Source organism: Brevundimonas sp. VNH65, from assembly GCF_049445955.1.
In the GTDB taxonomy this organism is placed as follows: Bacteria; Pseudomonadota; Alphaproteobacteria; order Caulobacterales; family Caulobacteraceae; genus Brevundimonas.
Genome location: NZ_JBMSDX010000002.1, coordinates 459,981 through 482,659 on the forward strand (window position 1 = coordinate 459,981; position 22,679 = coordinate 482,659).

Consider the following 22,679-nt stretch of genomic DNA (forward strand, 5'->3'; position numbering starts at 1 on the left):
CGGCTCTCTAGACCTTTTCGACCCGACGCGCACCCCGGACGGCGTCGCCGAGGGCCTTGACCGTGGCGAGGACGCGCGGGGCGGCGGGTTCTCCGGCGGCGAGGGCGGCGGCGACTTCGTCGACCAGAACCGACCCGGCGACCACGGCGTCGGCGACGCGGGCGATCTCGGCGGCGCGCTCGGGCGTCTTGACGCCGAAGCCGACGGCGACCGGAAGACCGGAGGCGGCGCGGACACGCTCGACCGCCGGCGCGACCGACCCGGCCTGGGCCTCCTTGACCCCGGTCACCCCGGCCACCGAGACATAGTAGACGAAGCCGGAGGTGCGCCGGGCGACGACCTTGAGCCGCTCATCGTCGGTCGTGGGGGTGGCCAGGCGGATCAGCGACAGGCCGTTCGCATCGAGGGCGTCGGTCAGGTCGTCGGCCTCTTCCGGCGGGCAGTCGACGACGATCAGGCCGTCGACGCCGGCCTCGGCCGCGTCGCGGGCGAAAGCGTCATAGCCATGGGTCTCGATCGGATTGAGGTAACCCATCAGGATCAGGGGCGTGTCGACGTCTCCGGCGCGGAAATCACGGGCCAGGTCGAGCGTGCCCTTGAGGGTCAGGCCGGCGGCCAGGCCGCGCTGGGCGGCGCGCTGGATCGGCGGACCTTCGGCCATGGGATCCGAGAAGGGAAAGCCCAGTTCGATGAGGTCGGCCCCGGCGGCGGGCAGGCCGCGCAGGATCTCCAGCGCCTCGTCGCGCGAAGGGTCGCCGGCCATGACATAGGCGACGAAACCGGCCCGGCCTTCGGCCTTCAGGGTCGCGAAACGGGCGTCGATGCGGGCGGTGGTCATGGGGCGGTCGGTCCCGAAGGTTGCCCGGCGCAGACATCGCCGGGGACCACGCCGAAGCCCAGAAAGCCGAGCTGGGTCGGGGTGGCGACGGCGGTGGTGTCGTAGAAGGCCTGCATCTGCAGGCCTTCGCAGGTCTGGTCGGCCTTGCGGCGGACGAAGACGACCCGGTTGGCGTCGCCGGCGGCGACCAGCCAGCCCTTGCCGCCGAGGTCGGCGATATAGGACTCGGCCAGGCCGCCGACCTGGGTCAGCAGGGCCGACACGCACCAGGCCCGGCCCTGAAGCCCGTACAGGCCGCCGCATTCGGGCGACGGCGTCGCCCCGGCCAGAACCGCGACGTCATAGGGCGGGACAGTCAGCGGCGGCAGGGCTGGGACGGGAGCCGGAACGGGGGCCGGGGCGGGGGTCGTCGTCTGCGGCGGGGCGGCGACCGTCAGGGCGGAAACGAGCGCGAGGGCGGTGAAACTCATGGTCAGATCTCCACGCCGAGGTGTTTGGCGACGGTGAAAATGTCCTTGTCGCCGCGTCCCGACATCAGCAGGACCACATCGCCGTCCTTGCCGACCTCACGCGCCACCTCGCCGACCCGCGCCAGGGCATGGGCGGGCTCGAGCGCCGGGATGATCCCCTCCAGACGCGAACAGAGCTGGAAGGCCTCCAGGGCCTCGGCGTCGGTGGCCGAGCGATATTCGGCCCGGCCGATGTCGTGCAGCCAGGCGTGTTCCGGACCGATGCCCGGATAGTCGAGACCGGCGGAGATGGAGTGGCCCTCGAGGATCTGGCCGTCGTCGTCCTGGAGCAGATAGGTCCGGTTGCCGTGCAGGACGCCCGGCCGGCCGCCCTTGAGGCTGGCGGCGTGGTCGGGGGTGTCCAGGCCGTGGCCGGCGGCCTCGACGCCGATCAGGCGCACGCCCTCGTCGCCGATGAAGGGATGGAAGGCGCCGATGGCGTTGGAGCCGCCGCCGATGCAGGCGACCACCGCATCGGGCAGGCGGCCGGTCCTGGCGACCGACTGGCGCTTGATCTCGTGACCGATCACCGACTGCAGGTCGCGCACCATGGCCGGATAGGGGTGGGGGCCGGCCGCCGTGCCGATGATGTAATAGGTGTCGCCGACGTTGGTGACCCAGTCGCGCATCGCCTCGTTCATGGCGTCCTTGAGCGTGGCCGCCCCGGCGGTGACGGGAAACACCTCGGCGCCCAGCAGGCGCATGCGGAAGACGTTGGGTTGCTGCCGTTCCACATCCACGGCGCCCATATAGACGGTGCAGGGCAGGCCGAAGCGGGCCGAGACCGTGGCCGAGGCCACGCCGTGCTGGCCGGCGCCGGTTTCGGCGATGATCCGCGTCTTGCCCATGCGGCGGGCCAGCAGGATCTGGCCCATGCAGTTGTTGATCTTGTGCGCGCCGGTGTGATTCAGGTCCTCGCGCTTGAGCCACACCCGGGCGCCGCCGAAGTGGTCGGTCAGCCGCTCGGCCAGATAGAGCGGGCTCTCGCGTCCGACATAGTCGGCCAGATAGCCGTCGAGTTCGTCCTTGAACGCCGGATCGGCCTTGGCCTCGGCCCAGGCGGCGTCCAGTTCATGGATGGCCGGCATCAGGGTTTCGGCGACGAACTGGCCGCCGAAGGGGCCGAAGCGGCCCCGCGCATCGGGCCAGTCATAGGCGTTGGGAAGGGGTTCAGCGGTCACGGCTTCAGCTTTCGCGCGGGGAGGCGTCGTAATTACGTCCGTCGCGCCGTCTGGATGAAGGCGCCGATCCGGCCGGCGTCCTTAACACCGGGCGCAGTTTCCACGCCAGAGGAGACGTCCGCCATGGGGGCCCGCGTGACGGCCAGGGCGTCGGCCAGGTTTTCGGGGGTGAGGCCGCCCGCCAGGAACCACGGGCGGGCGAATGATCGGTCCGCCAGCAGACGCCAGTCGAAGCTGTGGCCCACGCCGCCGGGCAGGGTCGAGCCCTCGGGCGGTCTGGCGTCGAACATCAGGTGGTCGGCCTGGGCCTGCCAGGCGTCGGCGGCGCCGAAGTCGGCCTCCGAGCGGATCGGCAGAGCCTTGATGACGCCGGCCCCGGTCAGGCGACGCACGGCCCGGGCGCGCTCGGGCGGCTCGTCGCCGTGGAGCTGGAGGAAATCCGGCCGCAGGGTGCGGGCGATCTCGGACAGGAGGTCGTCATCGGGATTGACCGTGACCGCCACGATCCTCGCCCGGCCGCGCGCCGCCTCGAACAGGGACGCCGCGTCCACGGGCGCGATGTGGCGGGGACTTCTGGGAAAGACCACGGCCCCGACGAAATCGGCGCCGTGATCGAGCGCCGCCGCCAGGGTGTCGGCGGTCGTCAGGCCGCAGATCTTGATCAGGGTCATGGGTTGACGACCTCAACGCCCAGTTCGCGGGCGGCGTCGCCAAGGTCCCGATCCAGGGTGGCAAGCCCATATCCGTGACGCAGGAGCAGGGCCAGGTGCAGGGCGTCGGGCGTTCGCAGACGAACGCCGTCCCGGATCAGCCGCCGGCAGCGCGCGATATCCTCCTCATCAAGGCGACAGCGCGGCTTGTCGGCCAGCCAGCCGTCGAATGTCGCCTCGACCTTGAGCCGCGAGGCGTCGTCCAGAACGCCCCGCCGCTTGCGCAGACCCAGCGCCGAGCTGAACTCGGCCTCGGCCCAGCGGCTGACGACGAGGTGCGGCGTCCGGACCAGGAAGGCGGCCGACCGCTCCGAGTGGTCATCCTCGATGAAGGCGGACACGAGGACGCTGGTGTCCAGATAGACCGCCACCCTAGTCGTCGTCGCGCATCTGGCGGACCAGATCGACGGCATTGAGGGGGTCCGTCGACTTGACCCTGACGCGCCGGAACCACTCCATGTCCATCGGACCATCGGTACGCGCGTCCGGGAAAGGGGAGGATTTAGCCGGTTCGAGACGGGCGATCGGCTTGCCGCGGCGGGTGATGGTCACCTCTTCGCCCGCCAGCATGCGGTCCAGCAGCCTGGGCAGGTTGTTCTTGGCCTCGGCGACGGAATAGCTGGACATGGCCATCCATATAGCCATCTGGCGCCGGGGCGTCCATCAGGCGCGATACAGGTCGGCGTCCGGGTCGGCGGCGCCCCGGATCGCGGCGCCGATCACCTGACTGGCGATCACCGAATAGGTGATGCCGTTGCCGCCGAAGCCCATGACCGCATGGACCCGGCCGCTGTCGTCGATGGGGCCGATCTGCGGCAGGCCGGTGTCGCTTTCGCCGAAGGCGCCGGCCCAGGCGTAGTCGACGTCGAAATAGACGTCCGGCAGCAGGGCCTTGAGCTTGGCCTCCAGGGTCCGGCATTTGCGGCGAAGTTTTGCGGGATCTTCGTGGGCCGTCGCCGAGGCTTCATCCTCGCCGCCGACGATCAGGCGGCCGTCCCGGCTCATCCGGATATAAAGATAGGGATCGGACGCCTCCCAGACCAGCATCTGTCGCAGCCAGGCGGGGATCCGTCGGCGGGGCCTGGACGCCATCGCCCAGGTCGAGACGATGCGGGCGCCCGGGGTGGGCACGCCCCTGGGGAATTCATAGCCGCAGCAGAAGACGACGTGCCGAGCCCGGATGACCGTCCCGACGTCGGTGAGCAGGGTGACGCCGTCCGGATCGACCAGAGCCTCCAGCGCCTCGACCGGCGAATAGACGCGCGCGCCGCGCGCGGCCGCACGCCGCAGCAGGCCGGCGGCCAGTCGCGCCGGGTCGCCGGTGGCGGAGCCGTCGGACAGCACGCCGCCGGTTCGATCCAGTCCGAACCGGCCTTTCAGTTCGGCGCCGGCGAGGAAATCCGAAGGGAGACCCGCCGCCCGACGCGCCTCGGCCTCGGTCTCCAGGGCGCGGCGGCCATAGGCGTCGCCGGCGAGATAGAGGGACTGTTTCGGCTTGAGACCGCAGACGATCTTCTGATCGGCCACGATCCGCTGCAGATCCGCCACGGCCCGGAACGATCGCCTATAGGCGCGGACGGCGTCGGTCTGGCCGATGCGCCGGGTCAGCTCGATCAGAGGCAGGTCGACCTCCCACTGCAGCAGGGCGGTCGAGGCGATGGTCGAGCCCATCAGCGGCGGTCGACGGTCAAGCACCGCCAAGGAATGGTCGCGCGACAGGCCGTGGGCCATGAAGGCCCCGCTGATCCCGGCGCCGACGACCGCGACATCGACCGAGACCGCCCGGGCGAGGGGGCGTACGGGAACGCCCAGCCCGGGGCTGTCGGCCCACAGCGATCGGCCGGTTCTGAGATCCCGTCTGGTCGTCGCCGCCATCAGCCGCCGCTATTCCGCCTGTCCAGCGTAGCCATAGAGCGTCAGGGGGCGGACGGTTCCGCGAAGACGGCGGCGATCTGATCGGGCGTCATCAGGCGCCACTGGCCGGGCGGGAGATCTTCCGGCAGGGCGAGGCCCCCCATGCGTTCGCGATGCAGGGCGTCCACATGGTTGCCGGCGGCGGCGAACATGCGGCGGACCTGATGATAGCGCCCCTCGGTCACCGTCAGCCGGGCCTCGGTCGGGGAGATGGGTTCGAGGACGGCGGGGGCCAGGGGCTTTTCCTCGCCCTCCAGCACCAGGGCGCCGGAGGCGAACAGGGTCGCCTCGTGGCCTTCCAGCGGCCGGGCCAGGGTCGCCCGATAGACTTTGGCCACATGGCGTTTGGGGCTGATGATCCGGTGCAGCAGGTCGCCGTCGTCGGTCAGCAGCAGCAGGCCCGTGGTCTGTTTGTCCAGTCGCCCCACCGTCGAGATGGCCGGGTCGCGCCGCCGCCAGCGGTCGGGCAGGACGTCATAGACCAGGGCGCCGTCCTCCTTGTGCGAACAGGTCATGCCCAGCGGCTTGTTCAGCAGGATGACGAGGCCGGGGACGGGATCCAGCGGTTCGCCGTCGATCTCCAGGCGGGACGGCAGGTCCGGGGTGACGGGAATGCGTTTCGACACATCGGTGAGGTCGGCGCCGTCCAGCACGACGCCGCCGACCTTGCCGAGGCGCGCGATCTCCGAGCGCGAGCCGTAGCCCATGGAGCCCAGGAGCTTGTCGACTCTACTGGTTGGAGCCTTTTTCATTGCGCTAACGCCCGTTGGGCTGCTTGAGCGCACCTCACTTCACCGCCTCGTAGAGCTTGTAGCCGGCGCCCTCGCCGTGGGGGACGACGCGGCTGAAGGCGGCGGTCAGTTCGGCTTCGTAGGGAAGGTGGCGATTGGCGACCAGCCACAGGGCGCCGCCCCGACGAAGCAGGCCGGCGGCCTTCCTGATGAAGGTCTGGCCCAGGCGACGGTCCTCGGCGCCGCCGTCGTGGAAGGGGGGATTGGTCACGGCGAAATCCAGGTCGCCGGTTTCGGCCAGGGTGCGGACGTCGGCCCAGTCGAAGGCGGCGCGCGGATCCTCGACATTGCGCCGGGCCGCCTCGACGGCGCGTCTGTCCAGGTCGACCAGGGTCAGGTCGGCGACGGCCGGCGACCGCAGCACCACCGTGGACAGGGCGCCGTAGCCGCAGCCGAGATCGACGCCGCGCCCCTTCAGCGGCGGCAGGACTTCGGCCAGGAGGGCGGTGCCGGGATCGATCCGGTCCCAGGCGAAGACGCCGGGCTGGGACCAGGCGCCGAGATGTTCGACCAGACGCAGGGCGCCGGCCGCGATCGCGGCGTCGATCGCCGTCTCCGTCTCCGGCGACAGGGTGTCGGGGCGGATGACGACGCAGCGGCGGTGGTGGGCCTTGGCGTCCTCCGAAACCTCGACGCCGAAGGCCTGAAGCTCCTTCTTCAGCCGGGAGCCGCCCTTGTCCTTGGGCGCCATGGTGGTCAGTCGACCGCCGGGCCCGAGGGCGCGCAGGGCGAGGGCCAGCGTATGACGGCGCTCCAGCACGCCGGGCGGGGCGTAGACCATGGCCGCCTCGGCCGATCCGGGCGTGATGTCCTCCAGCGGGGTCGAGCCGGGGATCAGGGGCGAGGTCTGGACGACGCCGGAACCGGGAGGATCGAAGACGGCGGGCGGGCGGCCATGGAGGAGGGCGGTCATGTCGCCGCCTATAGCCGCTGGGACCGGCCTCGCCTATCTATGCGGTATGACCGTGCATGTTCCGTCTCCCCCCATCCTCGATCTGGCCGGCGTGGACGCCGACGAGGCGACGTCGATCCTGAAGGGCGCGCTGCATGGCGCCGACGACGGAGAGTTGTTCCTGGAGCGGTCGGAGAGCGAAAGCCTGGTGTTCGACGACGGCCGGCTGAAGTCCGCCGCCTATGACGCCACCGAGGGGTTCGGACTGAGGGTGGTGGCGGGAGAAACCGCCGGCTACGCCCATTCCAACGAGATCAGCGCCGCCGCCATGCGCCGCGCGGCCGAGACGGCCTCCCTGGCCAAGCGCGGCCACGCCGCCGTCGTCGCCGAGGCGCCGCGCGCCACGAACCAGAAACTGTACGGGGAGGTCGACCCGCTGGCGGCGCCGAGCTTCTCGGACAAGATCGACCTGCTGGCCGAGATCGACGCCTTCGCCCGCGCCCGCGATCCGCGCGTGGTGCAGGTGTCGGCCTCCCTGATCGGCGAGCGGCGGATCGTCGAGATCGTACGCGCCGATGGACGGAGTCTGAGGGATGTGCGGCCGCTGGTCCGGCTGAACGTCTCGGTCACCGTCGAGAAGGACGGACGGCGCGAGAGCGCCGGTTCCGGCGCCGGGGGCCGGGCGGGGTTCGAGACCTGGATTTCGCCGGACCGCTGGCAGGGGCAGGTGGACGAGGCCATGCGTCAGGCCCTGGTCAATCTGGAGGCGATCGACTGTCCGGCGGGCGAGATGGACGTGGTGCTGGCCGCAGGCTGGCCGGGCGTGCTGCTGCATGAGGCGGTCGGTCACGGCTTCGAGGGCGATTTCCACCGCAAGGGCTCGTCGGTGTTCAACGGCATGATGGGCAAGCGGGTGGCGGCGCCGGGGGTCACGGTGGTGGACGACGGGTCGATCGCCGGGCGGCGCGGCTCGCTGAGCATCGACGACGAGGGGACGCCGACCTCGCGCACGGTGTTGATCGAGGACGGAATCATGGTCGGGCTGATGCACGACCGGCTGTCGGCGCGGCAGATGGGTCAGGCGGCGACCGGAAACGGACGGCGCCAGTCCTTCGCCCACATGCCCATGCCGCGCATGACCAACACCTTCATGGAGGGCGGGCGCGACAGCCGCGCCGACATGATCGCCAATACGAAACGGGGTCTGTACGCCGCCAATTTCGGCGGCGGCCAGGTGGACATCACCAACGGCAAGTTCGTGTTCCAGTGCACCGAGGCCTATCTGATCGAGGACGGGCGGATCACCGCGCCGGTGCGCGGCGCCACCCTGATCGGGGACGGGGCGACGGCCCTGACCAATATCTCGATGATCGGCGACGACTTCGAATTCGATCCGGGCGTGGGCGTCTGCGGCAAGGCGGGGCAGGGGGTGCCGGTCGGCATCGGCCAGCCGAGCCTGAAGATCGGCGGGCTGACCGTCGGCGGAACGGCGGTCTGAGCGGAACACCGGTCCGGCCGGAACGGGGGCGGTCAGCGCACGTTCATCGGGGATCGCGAGGATGCGGGCTTCATCGTTGGGGAGATGACGACATGGCCAGACAGCTGATCGAAATCGCCCGCCGCAGGCCGCTCGCCGTCGGCGGCGGAGTTGTGGGCGTCGTCGTGGCCATCGGCGTGGCCGCCTTCGCCCTGGGCGGGGGCGCGTCCGGCGACCTCGCCACGGGGCCGGCGCTGGGCATCGCCGTCGTCGCGCCCGAGGAGCCGGACGTCCAGCCGGGCGAACGGATGGGGGTCGGGCGGCTGGTCGACGATTTCGACGCCGCCGCCCTGGCCCAGGCCTCGGCGGTGACGCCGCCCGAAGATTTCGCCGACGACGGCGTCCAGCCGGGCTGGGTCGGCGACGACTATCCGCCGGTGCGGCCGTCCTACGAAGACCGCGCCTACGCTGATCGGCCCGAGCCGCGCGGCGGCGGGGAGTGGCGGACGATCGAGCGCCCCGGCGACCGGCGGGGGATCGGATTCGACGGGCCGAGGCCCGAGACCGGCGCGGAGCGCGAGGCGCGGATGGCGCCGCCGGTCGAGCGCCCGTCGCGTCCGCGCCCGAGCGGTGATCCCAGCGCCGCCTTCTACTGATCCGACCTCCACGGCGGGCCGGCCGGGTCCAGGCCCGCGGCCTCCAGCTGATCCAGAACGCCGCCCGGCTCGGCGAGCAGGCGCAGCGGCGCGACCGCCAGGGTGACGCCCGGTTCGGCCACGGCGGCCTGAACGGCCTCGGTCCAGTGACGGCGGAGCTCCGGGGCGATCTCGGGATCGCCTGACGGCCAGCAGAGGTTGAGGGCCTGATCGAGCGGGGCGGCGACCACGTCGGGCACCCGCAGGCTGCGCCAGGCGTCGAGCCGCGCCGCCGCGCCGTCCGGGCCGATCTCTGCGGCGGCCACCGAAGCGGCGATGCAGGGCACATAGGCGGCCGGTGGGGCGGAGATCAGGCTCTCGACCATTTCATCGCCGCGCACGAAGCCGACGGGGCGGCCGTCCACCCGAGCCTCTCGCGCCGCGCGACGCACGGCGTCCACGGCGCCGCGTCCGCCCCGCTCCAGGCCGGCCTTTTCGGTCAGGTCGAACCCGAGGCCGACGAGGCTCTGGGTGCGCCATCGGTCGCTGCGTTCGTCGGCCATGACCCGCTCCAGCCGCGCCTGAAGCTCCGGCGGCAGGACGTCGGCGGTGGTCTGGCCCCGAGGCAGGCGGGCGATGGTGCGGATGCGCCAGAGCAGGCGGAGAATGTCGCTGAAGGAGGCGCGGCCCTCGGTGGGATAGAGGATGCGCTGCGAACGCCGCGTCGCCGCCTCGAGCGCCTCGGGCCGCCAGGCGTAGTCGCGGGGAACCCCGGCGATGGCGCCGACCAGGATGACGGTCGATCCACCGCGTTCGACCGTCCACATCGGCGCGCCGGCGCGGCGGGCGACGACGACCACCTCATCCACCGTATCGACCGGTGGTTCCTGCGCCAGAGCCGGAGCGGGCAGCAGAACCAGGGCCCCGGCGACGAATAGAGAACAATACTTTGGAGCGGCAGAGAACATGCCCGACATTTGACTTACAGATTACAGAAAAGCCACATGAATTCCGTGTAATGATGTCCGCGATTTAATCCACCTGTCCGGCTTGTAACTGGATTGAAAGGCGGCAAGCGGCGACACCGTCATCACCAACGAGGGGAACCCCACGGCGATGACCAAGACCATTCTACTGGCCTCTACGGCCCTGCTGCTGGCCGGACAGGCCGCCGCCCAGACCGCGCCCGAACCGGCCCCGGCCCAGACCGCGCCCACGGCCGAGGCCGACCAGCAGGGCGTGCTGGTGTTCCAGCCCGACTTCTTCACCACCTATCGCCCGGCCACGGCTCTGGACATGGTGGGGCGGCTGCCGGGCTTCTCGATCCAGGACGGATCGGGGGCGCGCGGCTTCGAGGGCGCGGTGGGCAACATCCTGATCAACGGCGCGCGGCCCGCCTCCAAGAACGACACGGGATCGAACGTCCTGTCACGCACGACGGCGGCCCAGGTCGAGCGCATCGAACTGGTCCGGGGCGGCGCGCCGGGCATCGACATGCAGGGCTATTCGGTGGTGGCCAACGTCATCCTGAAGTCCACGTCGAGCCGCCAGTCGATCCTGCAATGGGACGGAATCTTCTTCGACGGCGGCCGGGACATTCACGGGGCCAGCTATCGCTTCACCGCGCGTGAGGGGGAACACAGCTGGGGCTTCACCCTGTCGGACGGCATGGGGATGAGCGACTCCAACGGCTCGGGCCCCAGCATCCGCCGCGACGCCGCCGGGAACGTGATCCGCGAGGACCGGTTCGAGAACGACGGCGGCGGCGGCGGCCAGGCGGGTCGGGTCAACTACGCCGGGCCCCTGTTCGGCGGGAAGATCGACGCCACGGCGCGGTACGGGACCAACGACTATTCCAGCTGGCAGACGCTGGAATCCGACACCGCCCTGCGGCGCAGCGACTATGCCGAGGACGGGACCTACGGCGAGGCCGGCCTGACCTGGACGCGGCCGCTGAACCCGCGCTGGACGCTGGAAGCCCGGCTGATGCACGAGTTCGGCCAGTTCGACAGTGTGTCCCTGTCCAACGCCCGCCTCAACGGCGTGGTCGATCCGGAACAGCGGTTCGAGTCCGCCGGCGACAACTCCGAGACCATCCTGCGCGCCCTGGTGCGCAACGAACGGTCGCCGTCGCTGACGTTCGAGGTCGGGGCCGAGATGGCCTACAACATGCTGGACGTGACCCAGGCCTATAGCGTCGGCGGGGTGGCGGTTCCCCTGCCCAGCGCCTCGGTCAAGGTCGAGGAGACGCGCGGCGAGGCCTTCTCCAAGGCGACTTGGCGGCTGCGGCCCAATCTGACGCTGGAGGGCGGGCTGCGGCTGGAGGCCTCGACCATCAGCCAGTCGGGCGACGCCAATCTGGAGAAGAGCTTCTTCTACGCCAAGCCGCGCCTGCTCGCGACCTGGACGCCGATGCCGAACAACCAGCTGCGGTTCCGTTTCGAGCGGGAGCTGGGCCAGCTGGACTTCGGCGACTTCGCCGCCTCGGCCGAGCTGAGCGAGGAGAACGTCTATGGCGGCAACGTCGATCTGGAGCCGGAACAGCGCTGGATCTCGGAACTGACCTATGAGCGCCGGTTCCTGGGCGACGGCGTCCTGTCGGTCGGCTATCGCCACGACGAGATCATCGGGGTGATCGACCGCCTGCCCCTGCCGGACGGCCTGTCGGCGACGGGCAATATCGGTGACGGGACGCTGGACCAGCTGGCGGTCAACCTGACCCTGCCGCTGGACAAGACCGGCTTCTCGGGCGGCAAGTTCGGTTTCCGCAACACCTGGAACTCGGCGCGGGTGACCGATCCGACCACCGGGGAGGAGCGCCGCATCTCGGGCGTGCGGGCCAGTCAGGCGGTGGTCAGCCTGAGCCAGGACATCGCCAGTTGGAAGACCAACTGGAGCATCGCCTGGCTGCCGCGTCTGGGGCAGGGCAGCTATGATCCCGACCAGACCTTCATCTGGCGCGGCTCGGACTATTGGGAGCTGGCCGCCGAGTACAAGCCGACCGCGACCCTGTCGATCCGCGCCCAGCTGAACCTGTGGGATGACTTCAACACCCGTCGCACCGTCTACGCCAACCGCACGACCCGGCCGGTGGCCTATGTCGAGGAACGGTTCATCGACCCGCGCACCTTCTTCCAGATCCGGCTGCGCAAGACCTTCTGACTTTCAGGAACCTGCCAACTGAAAGCCCCGGCGGATCGCTCCGCCGGGGCTCTTTTTGTCCGGAAGGGACGTTCAGCGGATCAGGTCGTCGCCTCGGGGCGGGCGACGTTGCCGTCCTCGCGACCGGAGTCCGTCAGGGCCGGACCGGGGTGGTTGCCGGCGTCATTGGCCCCGTGGGACCACTTCGAGATGAAGAAGCTGACGACGATGAAGCCGACGCCGATGCCCACGCCCCACAGACCGATCAGGTTGAAGGTCTCGAGCGAGGACTGAAGCGCGGCCGCCGGGTCGGTGACCTCGCCGCCGACGGTCTCGGTGCCGACGCGCTTGGCGATCTCGCCGCCGATGAAGTGGGCGATGGCCGAGGCCATGAACCAGACAGCCATCATGAAGCTGACCATAGAGGCGACCGACAGCTTGGTGATCTCCGACAGGCCGACCGGCGACAGGAACAGCTCGCCCGTGGTGTGCAGCATGTAGAGGAGGGCCAGCAGCACCAGGGGGGTGCGGAAGGCGTCGCTGATCATGCCCGAGTTGGCGCCCCAGACCACGACCAGGAAGCCGAGGCCGACCTGGATGATGCCCAGGCCGAACTTGACGACCGGGTTCGGGTCCATCTTGCGCGAGCCGAGGAAGGCCCAGAGGGCCGCGAAGATCGGGGCGAAGATCAGGATGAAGCCGGCGTTAAACGACTGGGTCTGGGCGGCGGTCAGGGAGGTGTCGATCCACAGGCCGGTGGTGGACAGGCCCGCCGCCGCCATCTGGGCCGGGGTGCCGTAGGGAATGCCGAGGAAGGTTCCGGCGGCGCCGGTGACGGAGAGATCGACGTTGCGGTCGGCGAACAGGTTGAGCGAGGAGCCGGCCTGTTCGAACAGGGTGAAGAAGACCGCCGAACCGAAGATCAGCACCATGGCCAACATCATCCGCTCACGCGCGACCTTGTCGCCCTTGAGTTTGAAGATGATGAACCAGGCGATGAAGCCGAGGGCGGCGATGGTCGAGATCAACAGGCCCTGACCGACCAGGGCGTGGTTCGGGACGATGAAGAACAGCGCCCCGACGCCGACGAAGGCGAGGATGTAGATCAGCCACTCGCGGTTGATCGGTCCGGCCAGGGGCTGCTTGATGAGCTCCGGGAAGGGGCTTTCGCCCTTGCCTTGCAGCAGGGGCTTGCCCAACCAGAAGACGACCAGACCGAGGGCCATGCCGATGCCGGCGAGGCCGAAGCCCCAGCCCCAGCCGAAGTTCTGACCCAGATAGCCGCAGAGGACGGCGGCCCAGAAGGCCCCCAGATTGATGCCGTAGTAGTAGAGGGTGAAGCCCGAATCCCGGCGCGGATCGCCCTGCGGATACAGTTGGCCGACCAGGGTGGAGATGTTCGGCTTCAGGAAGCCCACGCCCATGATGATGAGCGACAGGGCGAGGAAGAACCAGTTCTGGCCGGTGGACTTGACCACGTCGGTGCGCAGCTCGGTGGTCGCCAGGGGCGAGGTCGCCGGCAGGCCCGCGACGACGGCCTGGCCGTTCTCGCCGACGGTGTAGTCATAGGCCTGGCCCTCGATCGTGACCTGGCTGACCTTCTGGTCGCCGCGATCGACGAGCTGGACCGCATAGGTCTGGTCGCCGGCGCGCAGCACCTGGCGAGCCGGGCTGCCTTCGACGGCCATCAGGCCGTGACCCATGACCAGCAGGATGGCGCCGAACATGATGGCCTTGCGCGTGCCGATATAGCGGTCGGCGACGATGCCGCCGATCAGGGGCAGCAGATAAACCAGCGAGCCGTAGGTGCCGTACTGGCCCGAGGCCGCGCTGTCGGAAAACAGGAAGTGCTGGGTCAGATAGAAGATCAGCAGACCGCGCATGCCGTAGAAGGAGAACCGCTCCCACATCTCGGCGAAGAAGCAGATGATCAGTCCTCTGGGGTGGTTCTTGAGGATCTGGAGCAGGACCGGAATGCCGGTCGCGAGGGTGATGACCACCCCCAGAAGAATGACGATGTTCATGCTTACCCTTTGATGCGGTCCCGCCGCGTCCGACCCCGAGGCGGCCCCAGGGGCCTTCGGTCGCCGGCGACGCGGCCCCTTTCGACGCGATCCCCATTGAGGGTCGCGCCCCCGTTTTGCGATGACGGATAGGACCACCGGCCGTCAGGGTTTACAAGCCGTAACGCGACGTGCGCGGACGGATCGCCGTTCCGGCCGCGAGACGACCCGGTCCAGCGCCCGGTTCTGGCCCGCTCCCTGCACGCCTGGAAGGCGAATTTCGTCTTCTGTCCCGGTTCGGGAAAGCGCCATGATCCTTCGACCCTTCACCCCTGCCGACCGTGATGCGGTCAACGACCTGCACCAGCAGGTGTGGTGGCCGGCGCGGTCGGAGGCGGGGTGGGCGTGGCTGGACGCCAATCCGGCGCGTCACGACCTCGGCGCGCCCGCCGGATGGGTCGTGGCCGACGCAGACGACCGGCCGGTCGCTTTCGTCGGCAATCTGGTGCAGCGGCTGTGGTCGGGCGAGCGTCGCCTGCACGGCGCCACCGGCTTTTCGATCATCGTGTCGGAGGCGGCGCGGGGGCGGGCGCGCGGGTTGATCCAGGCGGTGATGCGCCAGCCCGACGTCTTCGCCGCCTATACGCTGAACGCCAATCCCAGCGCGGCGCGGCTGTATCCGCGCCAAGGCCTGTCGCCGTGGCCGCCGCGCACCCATGATCTGAAACTGTCCTGGGTGGTCGATCCGCTGGAGCTGGCCCAAGGGCGGCTGCTGCGGGCGTTGCTGGAACGGGCGCCGCGACTGGCGGACCCGCATCGCGAGCACTTCATGAACCGGCGTCTGCGTCGTCGCCCCGCAGCGGCGGCCATGGCGGCGACGGCGGCGGACCAGGTCGAGGTTCTGGGCGATCTGTCGGACGTTTCGGACTATGCGGGGTTCTGGACCGCCCTGCGCGCGGAGGGCCGGATGGTCGCGGACCGCAGTCCGGAGATCCTGCGCTGGCGGCTGGCCGACCCCGACCGCACCGATCCGCCGATCCTGCTGGCCTATCGCCGCGACGGTCGCATCGGCGGCTACGCCATGGCGGTGCTGGCCAAGGCCAATCCGATCGAGCCGGCCTCGCTGGAGATCATCGACCTGATCGCGCTGGAGGACGAACCCCAGGCCATCCCGGCGCTGATGGCCGAACTGATGCGCCGCGCCCGCGGTCTGGGGGCAGCCAAGCTTCGGCTGCAGGTGGTGGCGGAGGACATGGTGCGCCGTCTGGGCGGCTGGTCCCGACGCGCCCGCCGCGAAGGCGGATGGGGGCATTGCTGGGCGCGGATGGACCCGGCCGGGCCGGCGACCTACAGCTGGCAGCCGACCCCGTTCGACGGCGATTACGGCGTATGCCAGCGGCCGACGCCGCTGGGGGACCGGGGCGCCGCCTTTGTGACGGCGCGCGGCGTCAGCCCGGACCGGGGTCTGAACGCCTGATCAGCGGCCGGTCTTCAGCTGGTCGCGGATTTCCATGAGCAGGGCCTCGGTCGTCGTCGGCGCGGCCGGTTCGGCGGGCGCCTCGGCCTCCTTGCGGCGCAGGCTGTTGATCGCCTTGACCATCATGAAGATGACGAAGGCGACGATGACGAACTGGATCAGGACGTTCAGGAAGGCGCCGTACTGGATCGAGACCTTTTCGATCACCTCGGTGGCGGGGTCCTCGGGCTTCAGCACCCACTCCAGCTTGGAGAAGTCGATGCCGCCGGTCAGCAGGCCGATCGGGGGCATGACCACCTGATCGACGAGGCTGGTGACGATCTTGCCGAAGGCCGCACCGACGATGACGCCGACTGCCAGGTCCACGACGTTGCCCTTGACCGCGAACTCGCGGAATTCCGAGATCAAACCCATCAGCGGCCTCTCTTGTCTCATTGAGGGCGCGGCGAACGGCCGCAGTCCCTAAGAGCGGGCATTGGGAAGCTGATTTTCCTAGAATTTCAACCCGTGCGGCGCCGGGGCCTTGAACAGGGATCAGGCGTCGCCCGAGGCGTTCAGGCGCTCGCGCAGCTCCTTGCCGCTCTTGAAGAAGGGCACGGACTTGGCGGGAACGTCCACCGTCTCGCCGGTGCGGGGGTTGCGGCCGGCCCGGGCGGGACGCGACCGGACCGAAAAGGCGCCGAAGCCGCGCAGTTCGACCCGTCCGCCGTCCGACAGGGATTCGGTCATACGGCCCAGCACGACATTGACCACCCGTTCGACCTCGGCGTGGGTCATGTGGGTGTTCTCGGCGGCCAGTTTCTCGATCAGTTCGGACTTGATCACGCGACGCCCCCTTCGCGCCCGGCGTCAGCGCGGGCAGAGATTCCGGCGTGGGGCCCGAGGGTTCGTCGCCGCTGCGGCGCGTCTCTGGGTCCTGCCGACCGACACCCTAGCCTTCCCGCGCCGGGCGAAAAAGACCCCTTGGGTCGAATCCGGCGCCTGACCCCGATTCCGGCTGCGGACGACAAAAAGGCGGCCGGATCGCTCCGGCCGCCTGATCGTGTGTCGAAAGCGCGGAGGACTTAGTCCTTGCCGGCCTTCTCGCGCAGGGCGGCGCCCAGGATGTCGCCCAGCGACGCGCCCGAGTCGGACGAGCCGAACTGTTCGATCGCTTCCTGTTCGTCCTTCATCTCAAGCGCCTTGACGGACACCGAGATGCGACGCGAGGCCTTGTCCACCGAGGTGATCATGGCGTCGATGCGATCGCCGACGGCGAAACGCTCGGGGCGCTGCTCGTTGCGGTCGCGCGACAGGTCCGACTTGCGCACGAAGCTGGTGACCGGCGCGTCGTCATCGCCGAACTTCACTTCCACGCCGCCGCTTTCGATCGCCGTGACGGTGACGGTGACCTGCTGGCCCTTCTTGTAGGTGTCGCTGTCGCCGATCGGATCACCGCCCAGCTGCTTGATGCCCAGCGAGACGCGTTCCTTTTCGACGTCGACGTCCAGGACCTTGGCCTTGACCATTTCGCCCTTGCGGTAACGCTGGATGGCTTCCTCACCCGAGACGTTCCAGTCGAGGTCGGACAGGTGGACCATGCCGTCGATGTCGTTGTCCAGGCCGATGAACAGGCCGAACTCGGTGGCGTTCTTGACCTCGCCCTCGACGGTCGAGCCGATCGGGTGGTTGGCGACGAAGGCGTCCCACGGATTGTCCTGGGCCTGCTTCAGGCCCAGCGAGATGCGGCGCTTGGACGAATCGACGTCCAGCACGACCACGTCGACTTCCTGCGAGGTCGAGACGATCTTGCCGGGGTGGACGTTCTTCTTGGTCCAGGACATTTCCGAGACGTGGACCAGGCCCTCGACCCCGGCTTCCAGCTCCACGAAGGCGCCGTAGTCGGTGATGTTGGTGATGCGGCCCGTGTACTTGGCGCCGACCGGGTACTTGGCTTCCACGCCGTCCCACGGGTCCGACTGCAGCTGCTTCATGCCCAGGGAGATGCGCTGGGTGTCCGGGTTGATCTTGACGATCTGGACCTTGACGGTGTCGCCCACGGCCAGGACCTGCGACGGGTGCGACACGCGCTTCCACGACATGTCGGTGACGTGCAGCAGGCCGTCGATGCCGCCCAGGTCGACGAAGGCGCCGTAGTCGGTGATGTTCTTGACGACGCCGTCGCGGATTTCACCTTCCTGCAGCTGGCCGACCAGCTCGGTGCGCTGTTCGGCGCGGGCCTCTTCCAGGATGGCGCGGCGCGAGACGACGATGTTGCCGCGCGGACGGTCCATCTTGAGGATGGCGAAGGGCTGTTCCTTGCCCATCAGCGGGGCGACGTCGCGCACCGGACGGATGTCGACCTGCGAGCCCGGCAGGAAGGCCGAGGCGCCGCCCAGATCGACGGTGAAGCCGCCCTTGACGCGGCCGACGATGATGCCGTTGACCGGCTGGCCGTCGGCGAAGACCACTTCCAGACGGGTCCAGGCTTCCTCGCGGCGGGCCTTGTCGCGGCTGATGACCGCTTCGCCGAGGGCGTTCTCGACGCGCTCCAGATAGACCTCGACGTCGTCGCCGACGGTCGGGATCTTGGCGCCGTCGCCGATGCCGAACTCGCGGGCCGGGATGCGGCCTTCGGTCTTCAGGCCGACGTCGATGATGATGATGTCTTTTTCCACGCCGACGACGCGGCCGTGGACGACCTGGCCTTCGCCGAGGTCACGGCCGCCGAGGCTCTGGTCGAGAAGCGCGGCGAAATCGTCGCGGGTGGGGTTGAGGGTGTCGGTCATACAATCCGAAAGCGTTGGGGCGCGCGGACGAACGGTCCTCGCGCGGGTTGAGATTTTGGGGTTCGGGACGTCGGTCGTGGGATGCGAGGCCGAAAGCCAGGACGCCCGCGGAAGCCGAGGTTGGGAGCGTTGGATTTGTCCGCCGGACTAAAGGCCGTGTCGGACGCGCGCCGCCTCGACGATACGGCGGGCCGCATCGAAGGCGGCCTCTATATCCAGATCGGTCGTATCCAGCAAGACCGCGTCTTCGGCCTGGACCATCGGGGCGGCGCCGCGTCCGGCGTCGCGCTCGTCGCGCACGCGGATGTCGGCCAGCATGTCCTCGAGGGCGATGTCGAAGCCCCGCGCGGTCAGCTGTTTCCAGCGGCGGGTCGCACGGGTTTCGGGCGTGGCGGTGATGAAGAGCTTGGCCGGCGCCTGCGGCGCGATGACGGTGCCGATGTCGCGGCCGTCCAGCACCGCCCCGCCGGGCTGGGCGGCGAAGGCCTGCTGCAGTTCCAGCAGTGCGGCGCGCACCGAGGCGAACCCGGCCACGCGGCTGGCCGCCTCTCCGGCCTCTCCGGTGGTCAGTCGCTCGTCTTCGGCCAGACCGGCCGGGACCAGGGACCAGGCCGCCGCCTCGGCCGCCGCCTCGTCGTCCAGGGCGTGGCCGTCGCCGAGCACCTTCACGCCCACGGCGCGATACAGCAGGCCCGTGTCGAGATGCGGCAGGCCGTAGGTCCGCGCCAGGCGCGCGGCGATGGTGCCCTTTCCGGAGGCGGCCGGGCCGTCGACGGCGATGATGAGGGCCCTGGGCGGCGTCATGGGGTGCGTCGTATGGCCATCGCGCGACTTCGCCAAGCGTCTTGTCCGTTCGCCGTCCCTTGAGTTGAACCCTGGCGCGGAAACCAAATCTTCATTCAGCCTATGGTTGTATCGTCGCATGACGACGGAATTGTCGAAATCATCGTCGCAAAGCGACGTCAGGCGTGGAGGCCGGACCGGCGCGGCGGCGGTCGAGTTCGCGCTCGTCGCGCCCCTGTTGATCGTCCTGTTGCTGGGGGTGGTGGTCTATGGGGGATGGTTCTGGCTGTCCCATTCGGTGCAGTCGCTGGCCTCGGAAAGCGCGCGGGCGGCTCTGGGCGGGCTGGACGCCGACGAGCAGCGGAGCCTGGCGGAGGGATTCGTCCAGAGACACGGCGGGCCGGAACTGGGGCTCGATCCGGCCCTGACCACCGTCGCCTTCGCCAGCGACCCGGACGCCCTGACGGTGAGCGTGACCTATGAGGCGTCCGGTCATCCGTTGATGTTGCTGGCGGGACCGCTGCCGCGTCCGCCGTCGAGGATCCGTCGAACCGCCGTCGTGCGGACCGGGGGCTACTGAGATGGGCGGGGTCTGACATATCGTTCCGTGGCCTTGTGGGGAGGCTGTACGGAGATCAGCGGGGCGGGGTGGCGGTCCTCGCCGCCGCCGCCGGCGCCCTGATCTGCGTCATGGCGGCGGTCGCGGTCGATGTCGGCGGCCTGGCGCTGCACGGGCGGCGGCTGCAGGGCGCGGCGGACCTCGCCGCCCTGGCGGCGGCGGCGGATCTGGACCGGGCTGACGCCGCCGGCCGGGCCACGGCGGAGGCCAATATGGGGCCCGGCGTCCGGACCGAGGTATGGCGCGGCCGCTATGTCGCCGATCCGGCCCGCGACCCCGAGGCCCGCTTCACGGCGACCGAGCTGGAGCCGGATGCGGCCCGGGTGACGCTGAGCGACCGCGCCCCGATCCATTTCGGCCGTCTGATCCTGGGCCGGGACACGGTGACGCTGAGGCGCAGCGCCACGGCGGCGGCGGCCGATCAGCGGCCCCGCGCCATGTTCTCGATCGGGTCGCGGCTGGCGGCGCTGGACGGGGGCGTGGCCAATCAGCTGTTGTCGGCGCTGACGGGCGGCGCCGTGTCCCTGAACCTGATGGACTATGAGGCGCTGGCCACGACGCAGGTCAATCTGCTGACCTGGTTCGACGCCCTGGCCGTCGACGCCGGGGTGAGGGCGGGCGACTATGACGCCCTGCTGGCGCATCGGCTGGACGCCGGTCGGGCGCTGGCGGTTCTGGAGGGGCTGGCCGGCGATCGGGCCGACAGCGCCCTGTCGAAACTATCGAGCGCGGCGCTCGGCCTGGAACTGCGGCTGGATCGGCTGGTGGGCGTCGAGGCGGGGGCGGCGCGCGGACTGGCGCAGGGACTGGACGCCGAGGTCTCGGCGCTGGATCTGGTCATGGCGACGCTGGAGACCGGCGGCGACCGGCAGGTGTCGCTGGCGCTCGGCGCCTCTCCGGGTCTGGCGGATGTTCAGGCCATGCTGGCGGTCGGAGAGCGCCCGAACCGCTCGCCCTGGCTGACGGTGACGGACCACGGCGACCCGATCATTCGGACGGCCCAGGCCCGGCTCTATCTGAAGGCGCGGACGGCGCAGAAGCTGTCCGGACTGGCCCAGGTGAACCTGCCCGTCCTCGTGGAACTGGCCGCCGCCGAGGCGCGGCTGAAACGGATCGCGTGCGGACGAGGGCCCGACGATCCGGCCGCCGAGGTGCAGGTCGAGGCGCGGCCGGGTCTGGTCACGGCCAGCATCGGCGTCATCGATGAAGACCGGCTGGGCGATTTCAAAAGCCCGCTCTCGCCCGCGCCCGCGACCCTGCTCTCGCTCGCGGGGCTGGTGCGGGTGACGGCGCAGGCCCGGGTGGAGGCGGCCGACCCGAGCTTCACCGGTCTGACCTTCAGCCGTGACGACATCGACGCCCGACGGCGGCGTTCCGTGCATTCGACCGGTCTGGTCCAGGGCCTGGTCGCCAGCCTGGTGCGGGACATGCGGATCGACGTCCAGGTTCCGGGGCTGGGGCTGGGCCTCGGCGATCTCGTCTCGGCCGCAGGCGTGCTGCTGACGCCGCTGGCGCCCGTGCTGGACGGGCTGATCAACGGCGTGCTCGGTGTGGCGGGCCTGAGGTTGGGCGAGGCCGACCTGATCGTCCACGGCCTGAGCTGTCCGGCCGCCGGAAGCGGCCGGCCCGCCCTGGTGGGATGAGGCCAGAGCCCGGGTCCTAGAGCCTGATCGGTTGAGGTGGAATCGCTCCGCGATTCCGCCGATGCCGTGAATCAGGCTCCAGGGATGGCTGGACCGAAATCTGAGCTGAGTTGGACGCAGTCCAACTCAGCCGATTTCGGTCTAGTTCCGGGTCCAGCCCTTGTCGGCCATGCAGTCGCGGAAGGCGTCGGACCGCTGGCCCTGACGGGTCTGGGCGCGGCATTCGCTGCGGGCGCTGTCGAACGGTTGGGCGTTCTCGCCCGACCAGGCGACGGCGTCATGGCCGTCGGCGTCGATGATGGTGACGCACGCTGAGGCGCCCAGGGCGGCGGCGGAGACGGCGGTGAGGATCAGAAGGCGTTTCATCGGGTTCACTCCGGTTGCGAGGCCCGATCCTTTTCACGGGGCCGCCGCCGGGTCCCGTTACAAGACTGAAAACTGGATGAATTCGCCGTAAGGCGGGTCAGTCGCGACAGGCGGTCATCATGTAGTTGATGTCGGCGTCGCCCTCGCCCCACCGGCCGGTCAGGGGGTCGAGCGCCAGGCCGAAAGGGCCGTCCACCCTCAGCGGCGCATCGGCCAGCATGGCGCGGATCTCGTCCGGCTTCAGGAACCGGCGCCAGTCATGGGTCCCGGCGGGGACCCAGCGCAGGACGTATTCGGCGGCGAACTTGCCGAGCAGCAGGCCCTTGAGCGTGCGGTTGAGGGTCGCCACGACCATCATGCCGCCCGGCTTCACGAGGGCGGCGCAGGACTTGAGAAAACCCCCCGGGTCGGCGACGTGCTCGATCACCTCCATGGTCAGGACCACGTCGAACGGCCCGGCGCCCTCGGCGACCATCTGCTCCACGGTCGCGGCGCGATAGGCGATGTCGAGGCCGACCTGTTCGGCATGGGCGCGGGCCGTGCCGATGTTCTCGCTGGAGGCGTCGATTGCGGTGACTGCAAATCCCAGCCGCCGCATCGGTTCGGCCAGCAGGCCGCCGCCGCAGCCGACGTCGATCAGGCTGAGGCCCTGGAAGGCGGCGCGACCCCGGATATCCCGGCCGAACCGTTCGGCGGCGCGGTCGCGCACGAAGGTCAGTCGCGCAGGATTGAGCCGGTGCAGCGGGGCGAAGGGCCCGTCCAGGCGCCACCATTCCTCGGCCTGGGCCGAGAACCGGGCGACGTCGGCGGGGTCGATCGAGGGGCCTGCGGCCGTTTCTGCCCCGGAAACGCCAAATCCCTCCTGAGATTGGGGTTTGCGCGAAACAGGCGTGTCGTTAGAAGCGGGCATGGGATGGGAATTGAACGTCCCG

At 69.8% G+C, this 22,679-nt stretch carries 23 protein-coding genes; 6 read left to right on the forward strand and 17 right to left on the reverse strand.

Annotated elements, in window-relative coordinates; all coding sequences use genetic code 11:
* Positions 1-7: 7 nt before the first annotated feature.
* Genes trpA through ACO2Q1_RS06080 form a run of 9 tightly spaced genes read right to left on the reverse strand, consistent with a single transcriptional unit; the run spans position 8 to position 6,856 of the window.
* Positions 8-838, reverse strand: a complete 831-nt coding sequence (gene trpA, locus ACO2Q1_RS06040) for a tryptophan synthase subunit alpha (protein WP_423328639.1) — start codon at positions 836-838, stop codon at positions 8-10.
* On the reverse strand, positions 835-1,308 hold the full coding sequence (locus ACO2Q1_RS06045; RefSeq protein WP_423328640.1) for a hypothetical protein: 474 nt from the start codon (positions 1,306-1,308) through the stop codon (positions 835-837). The genes trpA and ACO2Q1_RS06045 overlap by 4 nt, the downstream gene beginning before the upstream one ends.
* A gap of 2 nt (positions 1,309-1,310) precedes the next feature.
* Positions 1,311-2,528 (reverse strand): tryptophan synthase subunit beta, encoded by a 1,218-nt coding sequence (gene trpB / locus ACO2Q1_RS06050; RefSeq protein ID WP_423328641.1) that lies wholly within the window; start codon positions 2,526-2,528, stop codon positions 1,311-1,313.
* 32 nt (positions 2,529-2,560) lie between these two features.
* Positions 2,561-3,199 (reverse strand): phosphoribosylanthranilate isomerase, encoded by a 639-nt coding sequence (locus tag ACO2Q1_RS06055; protein WP_423328642.1) that lies wholly within the window; start codon positions 3,197-3,199, stop codon positions 2,561-2,563.
* Positions 3,196-3,609 (reverse strand): type II toxin-antitoxin system VapC family toxin, encoded by a 414-nt coding sequence (locus ACO2Q1_RS06060; protein WP_423328643.1) that lies wholly within the window; start codon positions 3,607-3,609, stop codon positions 3,196-3,198. The genes ACO2Q1_RS06055 and ACO2Q1_RS06060 overlap by 4 nt, the downstream gene beginning before the upstream one ends.
* A 1-nt stretch (position 3,610) precedes the next feature.
* On the reverse strand, positions 3,611-3,865 hold the full coding sequence (locus tag ACO2Q1_RS06065) for a type II toxin-antitoxin system Phd/YefM family antitoxin (RefSeq protein ID WP_423328644.1): 255 nt from the start codon (positions 3,863-3,865) through the stop codon (positions 3,611-3,613).
* Positions 3,866-3,901: 36 nt separating this feature from the next.
* A complete protein-coding gene (locus tag ACO2Q1_RS06070) occupies positions 3,902-5,113 on the reverse strand; it encodes an NAD(P)/FAD-dependent oxidoreductase (RefSeq protein ID WP_423328645.1) in 1,212 nt (403 codons plus the stop codon).
* 41 nt (positions 5,114-5,154) lie between these two features.
* Positions 5,155-5,904: a pseudouridine synthase gene (locus ACO2Q1_RS06075; RefSeq protein WP_423328646.1), complete on the reverse strand. Its 750-nt coding sequence runs from the start codon at positions 5,902-5,904 to the stop codon at positions 5,155-5,157.
* Positions 5,905-5,938: 34 nt separating this feature from the next.
* Positions 5,939-6,856 carry a class I SAM-dependent methyltransferase gene (locus tag ACO2Q1_RS06080; protein ID WP_423328647.1) on the reverse strand — a complete coding sequence of 306 codons (918 nt, stop codon included), beginning with the start codon at positions 6,854-6,856 and terminating at the stop codon, positions 5,939-5,941.
* A 46-nt stretch (positions 6,857-6,902) separates the two neighbouring features.
* On the opposite strand from ACO2Q1_RS06080, the gene tldD reads away from it, so the two are divergent.
* Together tldD and ACO2Q1_RS06090 are read left to right on the forward strand one after the other, a co-directional pair.
* A complete protein-coding gene (gene tldD, locus ACO2Q1_RS06085) occupies positions 6,903-8,333 on the forward strand; it encodes a metalloprotease TldD (RefSeq protein ID WP_423328768.1) in 1,431 nt (476 codons plus the stop codon).
* Between the two features lie 92 nt (positions 8,334-8,425).
* Entirely contained in the window at positions 8,426-8,968 is a 543-nt protein-coding gene (locus ACO2Q1_RS06090; RefSeq protein WP_423328648.1) for a hypothetical protein, read from the forward strand.
* Here the strand turns inward: ACO2Q1_RS06090 and ACO2Q1_RS06095 are convergent.
* Complete coding sequence (locus ACO2Q1_RS06095) at positions 8,962-9,915, reverse strand: TraB/GumN family protein (protein ID WP_423328649.1); 954 nt, start codon at positions 9,913-9,915, stop codon at positions 8,962-8,964. The genes ACO2Q1_RS06090 and ACO2Q1_RS06095 overlap by 7 nt on opposite strands.
* A 148-nt stretch (positions 9,916-10,063) precedes the next feature.
* On the opposite strand from ACO2Q1_RS06095, the gene ACO2Q1_RS06100 reads away from it, so the two are divergent.
* Positions 10,064-12,109: a TonB-dependent receptor plug domain-containing protein gene (locus ACO2Q1_RS06100; protein WP_423328650.1), complete on the forward strand. Its 2,046-nt coding sequence runs from the start codon at positions 10,064-10,066 to the stop codon at positions 12,107-12,109.
* Between the two features lie 80 nt (positions 12,110-12,189).
* On the opposite strand, the gene ACO2Q1_RS06105 is transcribed toward ACO2Q1_RS06100, so the two are convergent.
* Positions 12,190-14,112: a peptide MFS transporter gene (locus ACO2Q1_RS06105; RefSeq protein ID WP_423328651.1), complete on the reverse strand. Its 1,923-nt coding sequence runs from the start codon at positions 14,110-14,112 to the stop codon at positions 12,190-12,192.
* 289 nt (positions 14,113-14,401) lie between these two features.
* Here ACO2Q1_RS06105 and ACO2Q1_RS06110 point away from each other — a divergent pair, with 289 nt between their 5' ends.
* Positions 14,402-15,568: an N-acetyltransferase gene (locus ACO2Q1_RS06110; RefSeq protein ID WP_423328652.1), complete on the forward strand. Its 1,167-nt coding sequence runs from the start codon at positions 14,402-14,404 to the stop codon at positions 15,566-15,568.
* Here the strand turns inward: ACO2Q1_RS06110 and mscL are convergent, their stop codons facing one another.
* From mscL to cmk, 4 genes are all read right to left on the reverse strand, one after another.
* Positions 15,569-15,982 carry a large-conductance mechanosensitive channel protein MscL gene (gene mscL / locus ACO2Q1_RS06115; protein ID WP_423328653.1) on the reverse strand — a complete coding sequence of 138 codons (414 nt, stop codon included), beginning with the start codon at positions 15,980-15,982 and terminating at the stop codon, positions 15,569-15,571.
* A 120-nt stretch (positions 15,983-16,102) separates the two neighbouring features.
* Complete coding sequence (locus tag ACO2Q1_RS06120) at positions 16,103-16,393, reverse strand: integration host factor subunit beta (RefSeq protein WP_423328654.1); 291 nt, start codon at positions 16,391-16,393, stop codon at positions 16,103-16,105.
* Positions 16,394-16,632: 239 nt separating this feature from the next.
* Positions 16,633-18,336: a 30S ribosomal protein S1 gene (gene rpsA / locus ACO2Q1_RS06125; RefSeq protein WP_423328655.1), complete on the reverse strand. Its 1,704-nt coding sequence runs from the start codon at positions 18,334-18,336 to the stop codon at positions 16,633-16,635.
* Between the two features lie 147 nt (positions 18,337-18,483).
* On the reverse strand, positions 18,484-19,140 hold the full coding sequence (gene cmk / locus ACO2Q1_RS06130; protein WP_423328656.1) for a (d)CMP kinase: 657 nt from the start codon (positions 19,138-19,140) through the stop codon (positions 18,484-18,486).
* 118 nt (positions 19,141-19,258) lie between these two features.
* Between cmk and ACO2Q1_RS06135 the strand changes: the two genes are divergently transcribed.
* Complete coding sequence (locus tag ACO2Q1_RS06135; protein ID WP_423328657.1) at positions 19,259-19,699, forward strand: TadE/TadG family type IV pilus assembly protein; 441 nt, start codon at positions 19,259-19,261, stop codon at positions 19,697-19,699.
* Positions 19,700-19,767: 68 nt separating this feature from the next.
* Positions 19,768-21,381 carry a TadG family pilus assembly protein gene (locus tag ACO2Q1_RS06140; protein WP_423328658.1) on the forward strand — a complete coding sequence of 538 codons (1,614 nt, stop codon included), beginning with the start codon at positions 19,768-19,770 and terminating at the stop codon, positions 21,379-21,381.
* 141 nt (positions 21,382-21,522) lie between these two features.
* Here ACO2Q1_RS06140 and ACO2Q1_RS06145 read toward each other — a convergent pair whose 3' ends face one another.
* Positions 21,523-21,747, reverse strand: coding sequence for a hypothetical protein (locus ACO2Q1_RS06145; protein ID WP_423328659.1), 225 nt, complete (start codon positions 21,745-21,747; stop codon positions 21,523-21,525).
* A gap of 97 nt (positions 21,748-21,844) precedes the next feature.
* Positions 21,845-22,657, reverse strand: coding sequence for a bifunctional 2-polyprenyl-6-hydroxyphenol methylase/3-demethylubiquinol 3-O-methyltransferase UbiG (gene ubiG / locus ACO2Q1_RS06150; RefSeq protein WP_423328660.1), 813 nt, complete (start codon positions 22,655-22,657; stop codon positions 21,845-21,847).
* Between the last annotated feature and the right edge of the window lie 22 nt (positions 22,658-22,679).

Coding starts and splice junctions, on each gene's coding strand:
- tldD (WP_423328768.1), top strand. CDS start 6,903: ATGACCGTGCATGTTCCGTCTCCCCCCATCCTCGATCTGGCCGGCGTG.
- ACO2Q1_RS06105 (WP_423328651.1), bottom strand. CDS start 14,112: ATGAACATCGTCATTCTTCTGGGGGTGGTCATCACCCTCGCGACCGGC.
- ACO2Q1_RS06075 (WP_423328646.1), bottom strand. CDS start 5,904: ATGAAAAAGGCTCCAACCAGTAGAGTCGACAAGCTCCTGGGCTCCATG.
- mscL (WP_423328653.1), bottom strand. CDS start 15,982: ATGGGTTTGATCTCGGAATTCCGCGAGTTCGCGGTCAAGGGCAACGTC.
- ACO2Q1_RS06110 (WP_423328652.1), top strand. CDS start 14,402: ATGATCCTTCGACCCTTCACCCCTGCCGACCGTGATGCGGTCAACGAC.
- ubiG (WP_423328660.1), bottom strand. CDS start 22,657: ATGCCCGCTTCTAACGACACGCCTGTTTCGCGCAAACCCCAATCTCAG.
- ACO2Q1_RS06145 (WP_423328659.1), bottom strand. CDS start 21,747: ATGAAACGCCTTCTGATCCTCACCGCCGTCTCCGCCGCCGCCCTGGGC.
- ACO2Q1_RS06070 (WP_423328645.1), bottom strand. CDS start 5,113: ATGGCGGCGACGACCAGACGGGATCTCAGAACCGGCCGATCGCTGTGG.
- cmk (WP_423328656.1), bottom strand. CDS start 19,140: ATGACGCCGCCCAGGGCCCTCATCATCGCCGTCGACGGCCCGGCCGCC.
- ACO2Q1_RS06055 (WP_423328642.1), bottom strand. CDS start 3,199: ATGACCCTGATCAAGATCTGCGGCCTGACGACCGCCGACACCCTGGCG.
- ACO2Q1_RS06065 (WP_423328644.1), bottom strand. CDS start 3,865: ATGTCCAGCTATTCCGTCGCCGAGGCCAAGAACAACCTGCCCAGGCTG.
- ACO2Q1_RS06080 (WP_423328647.1), bottom strand. CDS start 6,856: ATGACCGCCCTCCTCCATGGCCGCCCGCCCGCCGTCTTCGATCCTCCC.
- trpA (WP_423328639.1), bottom strand. CDS start 838: ATGACCACCGCCCGCATCGACGCCCGTTTCGCGACCCTGAAGGCCGAA.
- ACO2Q1_RS06135 (WP_423328657.1), top strand. CDS start 19,259: ATGACGACGGAATTGTCGAAATCATCGTCGCAAAGCGACGTCAGGCGT.
- ACO2Q1_RS06045 (WP_423328640.1), bottom strand. CDS start 1,308: ATGAGTTTCACCGCCCTCGCGCTCGTTTCCGCCCTGACGGTCGCCGCC.
- ACO2Q1_RS06090 (WP_423328648.1), top strand. CDS start 8,426: ATGGCCAGACAGCTGATCGAAATCGCCCGCCGCAGGCCGCTCGCCGTC.
- ACO2Q1_RS06095 (WP_423328649.1), bottom strand. CDS start 9,915: ATGTTCTCTGCCGCTCCAAAGTATTGTTCTCTATTCGTCGCCGGGGCC.
- ACO2Q1_RS06100 (WP_423328650.1), top strand. CDS start 10,064: ATGACCAAGACCATTCTACTGGCCTCTACGGCCCTGCTGCTGGCCGGA.
- rpsA (WP_423328655.1), bottom strand. CDS start 18,336: ATGACCGACACCCTCAACCCCACCCGCGACGATTTCGCCGCGCTTCTC.